The sequence below is a fragment of the Escherichia sp. KTE172 genome (assembly GCF_000408845.1).
Taxonomy (GTDB): domain Bacteria; phylum Pseudomonadota; class Gammaproteobacteria; order Enterobacterales; family Enterobacteriaceae; genus Escherichia; species Escherichia coli.
On record NZ_KE137320.1, the window covers coordinates 1 to 7,956 of the forward strand.

Consider the following 7,956-nt stretch of genomic DNA (forward strand, 5'->3'; position numbering starts at 1 on the left):
CGCTTTCTCATAGCTCACGCTGTAGGTATCTCGGCTCGGTGTAGGTCGTTCGCTCCAAGCTGGGCTGTGTGCACGAACCCCCCGTTCAGCCCGACCGCTGCGCCTTATCCGGTAACTATCGTCTTGAGTCCAACCCGGTAAGACACGACAAAGCGCCACTGGCAGCAGCCACTGGTAACTGGACAAGGTGGATTGAGATATTAAGAGTTCTTGAAGTGGTGGCCTAACTGCGGCTACACTAGAAGGACAGTATTTGGTATCTGTGCTCCACCAAGCCAGTTACCCGGTTAAGCAGTCCCCAACTGACTTAACCTTCGACTAAACCGCCTCCCCAGGCGGTTTTTTCGTTTACTGGCAGCAGATTACGCGCAGAAAAAAAGGATCTCAAGAAGATCCTTTGATCTTTTTGAGATCCGCCCACTCCTGGAACCTACAACACATGTGTAAAACGTCAATGGAGGGGGCTATTATCGGACTGCAACACATTTCGTACAGCCTTTACACTCGGTGAATTAGCGGCCCTAGATGCATCCACTCATTCAACCAACTCAATTCTCTTCTCTTAGAGTGGGAAAATTTTGTTTTCCTTGCAGCCCCTACCCGTAAAAACTGGCTGCAAAAACCTTGTATTACTAATGGATCCTATAACCATTAAAAAACTTGATTACTATCTCATTTATAGAATTAGGCATATTGACACAAGCACAAATTTAACAATACCATAACAAATGATAACTATTCTCATCTACATTCAAATATATAATTGGGGGTGTTATGCTACAACATAAGATGAACAGCAGTTCTTATGCAAAAGTTCATAATGTTAGCTCATTAGAAGATATCATGAGTTATCACAATGATGATGTTCTTCTAAAATTTCGTAAAGAATGGAATGTAACACCAGAAGAAGCTGATGATATCTTTAATGAAACAAAGAAATTCATCTGGCTAGCCTCAACATGCCTAACGGAATGCTACAATATAAAAGTTCACGAGCAATTACAAATTATAGATGAAATGTGGCATACGTTTATTCAATTTACAGATGCTTATACCAGCTTTTGTGAAAAATATCTTGGTGCTTACCTCCACCATTATCCAAATACAAATGACATGCTAAAAAATGAGATAAGGCATGTTAATGAGCATGGTATAACATTCCAAGAATATCGTTTTAACGAATATAAAAATCAAATTGAAAAAATCGCTTTTTACCTAGGTCATGAAACTGTCGCAAAGTGGTATGGTGATTATGCTGTAAGATACAGCATAAAGAACATTAATACTATAAGAATTCCAAAAGAATCCATATCCAGTGATTCTTACATCGAAAAAGTAAAGAGTATCACTCACCTTCCAGCCGCAGAATTTGTAAAAATAATAATGCGAAAAGATGTTTGGAATGATAATGGTTCTGTTTGTGGTTGCAGCGGTAAAGGATGTGGCGCTGGGTGCTCATGTAATTCTAGATAACATAAAGCCCGTAATATACGGGCTTTAAGGATTATAAATTGAATTTTATTGAAAAGTACATCATCACATTTAATAAATGTAATTTGTTTTTTATTATATTATTATCAACTATAAGTAGTTTTCTTTTCGTTCTATTCGGATATTTAATAAAAACAGTTATTGACAATAAAGATTCAATAGGAGAAATAAACTCATTATTAATATTTATAGCATGTTTCTTATCAATTAGATTCCTTATGCCTGCTGGATATAGCATATCGGAATACTTGACTCAAAAAACAAATATAGAATTATCTGTAAAGCTTAGAGAGCAAGTTATTGATAATATACAAAATTCTCACCAAGAGCATTTTTTAAAGAAAAATAAAGGAGAACTAAATAAGGTTATAGAAAGCATGCTTTCTTCTGCATCATCATTATTTTATACAATATGTTCTGATGTAGTACCATTATTAATACAAATGATTGGAATAATCATAACAATTTGTATAAGTGTTAATACATTAATAGCCATTGAGTTTATAATAATAATGGCAATCTATATAATATTTGTCATAAAAATGACACAACGTAGATTTCCAATGATGAAATCAGTTGCACTTAGCTCCAAATTCGCATCTGGAAGAATGTTTGATATGATGCACATGTATCCTATGGATAAAGCTTTCCATACCACGGATAAAAGTCGTAAACGAGTAATTCAAGCTGTAAATACACATTCAGAAAAACAAAGAAAAGTAAATAATGAATTTTTCCTGTTTGGTATCAGCTCCGCTTTTCTTTCAGTCATTTTTAGTAGTCTGATTATCCTATCAGCATACTGGATGTTTCTTCATGGTAGAGCAAGCCGTGGTAGTATTATTATGCTTGCCACTTTTTTATTCCAAGTTTTTCTCCCATTAAATCGCATTGGTTATCTATTTAGACAAATAAAAATGGCAAGAACAGAAATTGATTTATACTGTGCCGAAATAAACGACATAAAAAAAACAAATTACACAGACAAGCAATATCTTCATGTAAAAGACAATATTTGCAATATTGAAATATACAACAAATCATTCAACCATAAATTAATATTAACAAAAGGCGTTGTTACCTTTATAACCGGTGAGAATGGTTCGGGAAAAACAACTATTGCAAAAATTCTCTCTGGCAATATAACAACAGAAGAAAACACAATAAAAATCAATGGGATACAACAAGAAAAAGCAAATTCTCCTTTTGTTAATGTCTTATACGTTCCTCAAGATCTAGATCTCATGCCTGGAACTATAGAGGAAAATATATTACATTATTCCGGCATTAATAATTTAAATACAATTAAAAAGCTGCTACACAGATTTAAGTTCGACAAACCACTAGATTATGAGATCAAAGGTTACGGACATAATTTATCTGGTGGACAAAAACAAAAATTAGGAGTATCTCTTACATCTGGAAAAAACGTAGACTTGATTATTTTCGATGAACCGACAAAAGGGTTTGATTCACTTGGTATAAAAATAATCAGTGATTATATAAAAGAGGAAAACAAGGAAAAGCATATCATTGTTATATCTCATGATGAACAACTTATAAATAATATACCTAAAGCACAGATTATAGATATCACAAAACATGAGGTTTAAAAATGAATAATCTTATAAAAAAGGAAATCATAGAAAAATTTAAGAAATATAATTTCCAGAAATATCCGTTTGTATTCACGGATGTTAATTATAAAAACTTAATCAACTGGAATGATCTTAATAAATTGCTTGAAAAAGATATATTGCACTATCCTAGAGTTAGAATGGCAAATGACAACTTTCCCGAAATTAGGGGGTATAAAGGATTTATAAGATACACATATAGCCAAACAGGCGATAGAACACCACATATAAATCGCCATCAGCTATATAAATGCTTACGTGATGGCGCAACCCTTATAGTAGATCGATGCCAGTCATTCTTTGAATCTGTAGATGAAAGCAGACTATGGTTATCTAAAGAGTTAGAATGTACATGTAGTGCTAATCTATATGCTGCATTTACAGCAACACCAAGCTTTGGGCTTCATTTTGACAATCATGATGTAATAGCTGTTCAAATTGAGGGAATAAAAAAATGGAAAGTTTACAACCCTACCTATTCATACCCTCTCGAAGATGAAAGAAGCTTCGATTATCTACCACCTAATACCTCCCCAGATTATGAGTTTGATATAACCCCAGGTCAGGCCATATATCTTCCTGCTGGATACTGGCACAATGTTACGACTCAGAGCAAACACTCTCTTCATATATCTTTTACAGTTATAAGACCTCGTCGATTAGAACTATTTAAAACATTATTTGATGAATTAAAAAACAATCCATATATGCGGGAACCTATAGAGCATGGTGATTCATTATCTGATAAAGAAAAAATAAAAACTATAATAACTAATGCTATAAATAGTTTTGATATTCAGTTTGCAGAAAACATGCTTAAAGCTCAAAGCAGAACTTATCGCTATAAAAAAATAAAACTTGAACATATATAACCATTAATCTAAGGGGGCTTCCCCTTAGATTTTTTCATACGATATAAACTGCATTTTCCATCCACCATTAACCTTTATCCAATTCTCAATAAAAGCCATTAATATATTTCCATCATTTTGCTTTATTTCAGCTTTCCCTGAAACACAAGCAATGCCTTTAAACTCACGCATTACGACATCATATTCATATCTTTCTATGCTAGGTAAAATCCTCGCTGGACGCATATCAATCTTTCGTAACTGATGTTTTTTATAGATAACTTTTTGACCATTTGTTGAAATAAACCAATCAGCTTCCAAGTAATCTAGCATTTCAGTATTACCTGAATAAAATGCATTATACCATTCTTTTCTTATTAGATTTAAGTCTGATTTAAAATTAGTCACACTACCTTCCTCATATCTAATTCCTCCTCTAATCTATCCCCAACATTCCTTACTGATTTTATAGCATCATCAATAGCCACATTATATATGACTGGGATTACTCTTTTAAGAATCTCATCAAGTAATTCCTCTGATTCAAACTGTCCAAGGCATATATCATGTTCATCTCTGATTTTTTGTGAAATAAATTCAGCTAGTCCTTTATATATGTTTTTTTCAATATCAGAAATTTTCATTCTTTATGAAGCCTCACAAATAAATTAATAATATAACATTTTTCCTATCATAGGAAAATTACAACTCAACCATACTGCAACCTGGAATTTCCCAAGCAAGCATATTTAAATAAGTGCAGGATACCACCTCAAATCATTCTCTAAGGAACAAGATAATTTACCATAATCCCTTATTGTACGCACCGCTGAAACGCGTTCGGCGCGATCACGGCAGCAGACAGGTAAAAATGGCAACAAACCACCCGAAAAACTGCCGCGATCGCACCCGGTAAATTTTAACCACATGCATAGCTATGCAGCCATGTGAATCACGCAGGAATTGCCAGCCAGAGACAGCTGAAACGGATTTTTTTCATGCTTTCGGAAGCGAAGAAGACGGGGACCGGAGCGGGAAAACAGAAGTTCAGGGGAATGAGCGCGATCTGGCAATAGAGGCAAAACACAGCAACAAAAGACACACCAGAATCGCGCCCGTATGCGTTTTAACGCGTTCCTGTGTTTTCAGCAAGGTCTGACTGAAGCGCGTTCCCGGTGCCCCCGAACCAACCATTATCCCAAAAAATGCACCGGAAACGCGCTGACAACATTTTAGCCTGTCTCTGATTACCATCCCAGCGAAGGGCCATCCTGTGTCCGTTCCTGTATTTCCAGCTGGCGCTCACGCTCCAGGGATAACTCATGTTCGCGTTCCTGTATCAGCCGTTCATCCCTTATCTCCTGTTCTCGCTGTATAACTGGCTCAAGCGTTCTGTCTGCTCGCTCAAGTGCTGCACCTGCTGACTCAACTGCATGACCCGCTCGTTCAGCATCGCGTTGTCCCGTTGCGTAAGCGAAAACATTTTCTGCAATTCCACGAAGGCGCTCTCCCATTCGTTCAGCCGCTGCATATAGTCCTGTTGCAGTTGCTCTAAGGCGTTCAGCAAATGTCTTTCCAGCTCCGTCACTCTGTGTCACTCCGTCAGTTGTACCCAGTCCTTCCCCTGATAGGGAATCACCGTTGCCGATTTCCCCTGAGGGATAACCAGAAATTTCCTTCTCCCGTCCTGCACAAACTCCACGCCCCATGTCTTCGCGTTCAGTTTCTGCAATGTTTCTTCCTGTATCCTGATTTCTTCCAGGTTCGCCTGTATCATCCCGCCAAGATACCAGAGCGTCCCGCCACTCACGGTAAACAGGAAAAGGACCATCCCCAGTAACATCATGCCCGTATTCCCTGCCAGCTTTAACACGTCCTTCCTGTGCTGCATCATCGCCTCTTTCACCCCTTCCCGGTGTTTTTTCAGTGATTCCTCTGTCGAAGCTGTGAACAGGGCTATAGCGTCTTTGATTTTCGTCTCGTTTGATGTCACAGCCTTGCTTACAGATTTTTCGAGCTTGCTGAACTCGTCGTTCAGCATTGTCTCTGTAGATTCGGCTCTCTCTTTCAGCTTTTTCTCGAACTCCGCGCCCGTCTGTAAAAGATTGCTCATAAAATGCTCCTTTCAGCCTGATATTCTTCCCACCGTTCGGGTCTGCAATGCTGATACTGCTTCGCATCACCCTGACCACTTCAAGCCCTGCCTCTGTGAGCGCCTGAATCACATCCTGACGGCCTTTTATCTCCCCGACATGATAAAGAGCGTCTATCCCGCGTGTGACGCTCTCTGCAAGCGCCTGTTTCGTTTCCGGCAGGTTATCAGGGAGAGTCAGTATCCGGCGGTTCTCCGGGGCGTTGGGGTCATGCAGCCCGTAATGGTGATTCACCAGCGTCTGCCAGGCATCAATTCTCGGCCTGTCTGCCCGGTCGTAGTACGGCTGGAGGCGTTTTCCGGTCTGTAGCTCCATGTTCGGAATGACAAAATTCAGCTCAAGCCGTCCCTTGTCCTGGTGCTCCACCCACAGGATGCTGTACTGATTCTTTTCGAGACCGGGCATCAGTACACGCTCAAAGCTCGCCATCACCTTTTCACGTCCTCCCGGCGGCAGCTCCTTCTCCGCGAACGACAGAACACCTGACGTGTATTTCTTCGCAAATGGCGTGGCATCGATGAGTTCCCGGACTTCTTCCGGATTACCCTGAAGCACCGTTGCCCCTTCCCGGTTTCGCTCCCTTCCCAGCAGGTAATCAACCGGACCACTGCCACCGCCTTTTCCCCTGGCATGAAATTTAACAATCATCCCGCGCGCCCTGTTCCCTGACGGCCAGACGCAGCCGACGCAGCTCCTCCCCGATGGCCATCAGCGCAGCCAACACCTGAACCCGATCACCGGAAGACCACTGCCCGCTGTTCACCTTCCTCGCTGTCTGATTCAGGTTATTCCCGATGGCGGCCAGCTGACGCAGTAACGGCGGTGCCAGTGTCGGCAGCTTCCCGGAGCGTGCAACCGGCTCACCCAGGCAGACCCGCCGCATCCATACCGCCAGCTGTTTACCCTCACAGCGTTCCAGTAACCGGGCATGTTCATCATCAGTAACCCGTATGGTGAGCATCCTCTCGCGTTTCATCGGTATCATTACCCCATAAAACAGAAATCCCCCTTACACGGAGGCATCAGTGACTAAACAGGAAAAAACCGCCCTTAACATGGCCCGTTTTATCAGAAGCCAGACATTAACGCTGCTGGAGAAACTCAACGAACTGGACGCAGATGAACAGGCCGATATTTGTGAATCACTTCACGACCACGCCGACGAGCTTTACCGCAGCTGCCTCGCACGCTTCGGGGATGACGGTGAAAACCTCTGACACATACAGCTCCCGGAGACGGTAACAGCTTGTCTGTGAGCGGATGCCGGGAGCAGACAAGCCCCTCAGGGCGCGTCAGGGGGTTTCGGGGCGAAGCCCTGAACCAGTCACGTAGCGATAGCGGAGTGTATACTGGCTTAACTATGCGGCATCAGTACGAATTGTATGGAAAGCGCACCATGTCCGATGTGAAATGCCGCACAGATGCGTAAGGAGAAAATGCACGTTCCGGCGCTCTTCCGCTTCCTCGCTCACTGACTCGCTACACTCGGTCGTTCGGCTGCGGCGAGCGGTGTCTGCTCACTCAAAAGCGGAGATGCGGTTATCCACAGAATCAGGGGATAACGCCAAAAGAAACATGTGAGCAAAAAACGAGAACCAGGAAAAGGCTGCGCCGTTGGCGTTTTTCCATAGGCTCCGCCCCCCTGACGAGCATCATAAAAATCGACGCTCAAGTCAGAGGTGGCGAAACCCGACAGGACTATAAAGATACCAGGCGTTTCCCCCTGGAAGCTCCCTCGTGCGCTCTCCTGTTCCGACCCTGCCGCTTACCGGATACCTGTCCGCCTTTCTCCCTTCGGGAAGCGTGGCGCTTTCTCATAGCTCA

At 41.7% G+C, this 7,956-nt stretch carries 10 protein-coding genes and 1 pseudogene; 5 read left to right on the forward strand and 6 right to left on the reverse strand.

The genetic code is table 11. The features are described from left to right. Nucleotides 1-68: 68 nt before the first annotated feature. The 4 genes from G434_RS31045 to G434_RS00050 all read left to right on the forward strand — a co-directional run bounded on the left by G434_RS31045 (nucleotide 69) and on the right by G434_RS00050 (nucleotide 4,000). On the forward strand, nucleotides 69-227 hold the full coding sequence (locus tag G434_RS31045; RefSeq protein ID WP_071529495.1) for a replication initiation protein: 159 nt from the start codon (nucleotides 69-71) through the stop codon (nucleotides 225-227). A 547-nt stretch (nucleotides 228-774) separates the two neighbouring features. Then, entirely contained in the window at nucleotides 775-1,473 is a 699-nt protein-coding gene (locus G434_RS00060) for a glycine-rich domain-containing protein (protein ID WP_000939065.1), read from the forward strand. Between the two features lie 38 nt (nucleotides 1,474-1,511). Then, nucleotides 1,512-3,104: an ATP-binding cassette domain-containing protein gene (locus tag G434_RS00055; RefSeq protein ID WP_001009226.1), complete on the forward strand. Its 1,593-nt coding sequence runs from the start codon at nucleotides 1,512-1,514 to the stop codon at nucleotides 3,102-3,104. A 2-nt stretch (nucleotides 3,105-3,106) separates the two neighbouring features. Next, entirely contained in the window at nucleotides 3,107-4,000 is an 894-nt protein-coding gene (locus G434_RS00050) for a JmjC domain-containing protein (RefSeq protein WP_001061104.1), read from the forward strand. Nucleotides 4,001-4,024: 24 nt separating this feature from the next. Here G434_RS00050 and G434_RS00045 read toward each other — a convergent pair whose 3' ends face one another. From G434_RS00045 to G434_RS00035, 6 genes and pseudogenes are all read right to left on the reverse strand, one after another. Then, entirely contained in the window at nucleotides 4,025-4,387 is a 363-nt protein-coding gene (locus G434_RS00045; protein WP_000181070.1) for a DUF4440 domain-containing protein, read from the reverse strand. Next, on the reverse strand, nucleotides 4,384-4,623 hold the full coding sequence (locus tag G434_RS00040; protein WP_000703021.1) for a DUF2164 family protein: 240 nt from the start codon (nucleotides 4,621-4,623) through the stop codon (nucleotides 4,384-4,386). Before G434_RS00040 ends, G434_RS00045 begins: the two co-directional genes overlap by 4 nt. 710 nt (nucleotides 4,624-5,333) lie before the next feature. Beyond that, nucleotides 5,334-5,510, reverse strand: a complete 177-nt coding sequence (locus tag G434_RS30165) for an MbeD family mobilization/exclusion protein (protein WP_053894712.1) — start codon at nucleotides 5,508-5,510, stop codon at nucleotides 5,334-5,336. 63 nt (nucleotides 5,511-5,573) lie between these two features. Next, entirely contained in the window at nucleotides 5,574-6,092 is a 519-nt protein-coding gene (locus tag G434_RS30170) for an MbeB family mobilization protein (RefSeq protein ID WP_001673203.1), read from the reverse strand. A gap of 367 nt (nucleotides 6,093-6,459) precedes the next feature. Beyond that, nucleotides 6,460-6,780, reverse strand: a pseudogene (locus tag G434_RS31170) (nuclease); the annotation flags it as partial. Beyond that, nucleotides 6,770-7,093: a MobC family plasmid mobilization relaxosome protein gene (locus G434_RS00035; RefSeq protein ID WP_000955993.1), complete on the reverse strand. Its 324-nt coding sequence runs from the start codon at nucleotides 7,091-7,093 to the stop codon at nucleotides 6,770-6,772. The gene G434_RS00035 and the pseudogene G434_RS31170, both read right to left, overlap by 11 nt. Before the next feature lie 64 nt (nucleotides 7,094-7,157). Between G434_RS00035 and G434_RS00030 the strand changes: the two genes are divergently transcribed. Next, nucleotides 7,158-7,349, forward strand: a complete 192-nt coding sequence (locus G434_RS00030) for a Rop family plasmid primer RNA-binding protein (protein ID WP_000165985.1) — start codon at nucleotides 7,158-7,160, stop codon at nucleotides 7,347-7,349. Nucleotides 7,350-7,956 lie beyond the last annotated feature (607 nt).

Bases quoted from the DNA above. Each gene is read 5' to 3' on its own strand.
- G434_RS00060 (WP_000939065.1), top strand. From the start codon at position 775: ATGCTACAACATAAGATGAACAGCAGTTCTTATGCAAAAGTTCATAAT.
- G434_RS00050 (WP_001061104.1), top strand. From the start codon at position 3,107: ATGAATAATCTTATAAAAAAGGAAATCATAGAAAAATTTAAGAAATAT.
- G434_RS00040 (WP_000703021.1), bottom strand. From the start codon at position 4,623: ATGAAAATTTCTGATATTGAAAAAAACATATATAAAGGACTAGCTGAA.
- G434_RS30165 (WP_053894712.1), bottom strand. From the start codon at position 5,510: ATGCAGCGGCTGAACGAATGGGAGAGCGCCTTCGTGGAATTGCAGAAA.
- G434_RS30170 (WP_001673203.1), bottom strand. From the start codon at position 6,092: ATGAGCAATCTTTTACAGACGGGCGCGGAGTTCGAGAAAAAGCTGAAA.
- G434_RS00035 (WP_000955993.1), bottom strand. From the start codon at position 7,093: ATGCTCACCATACGGGTTACTGATGATGAACATGCCCGGTTACTGGAA.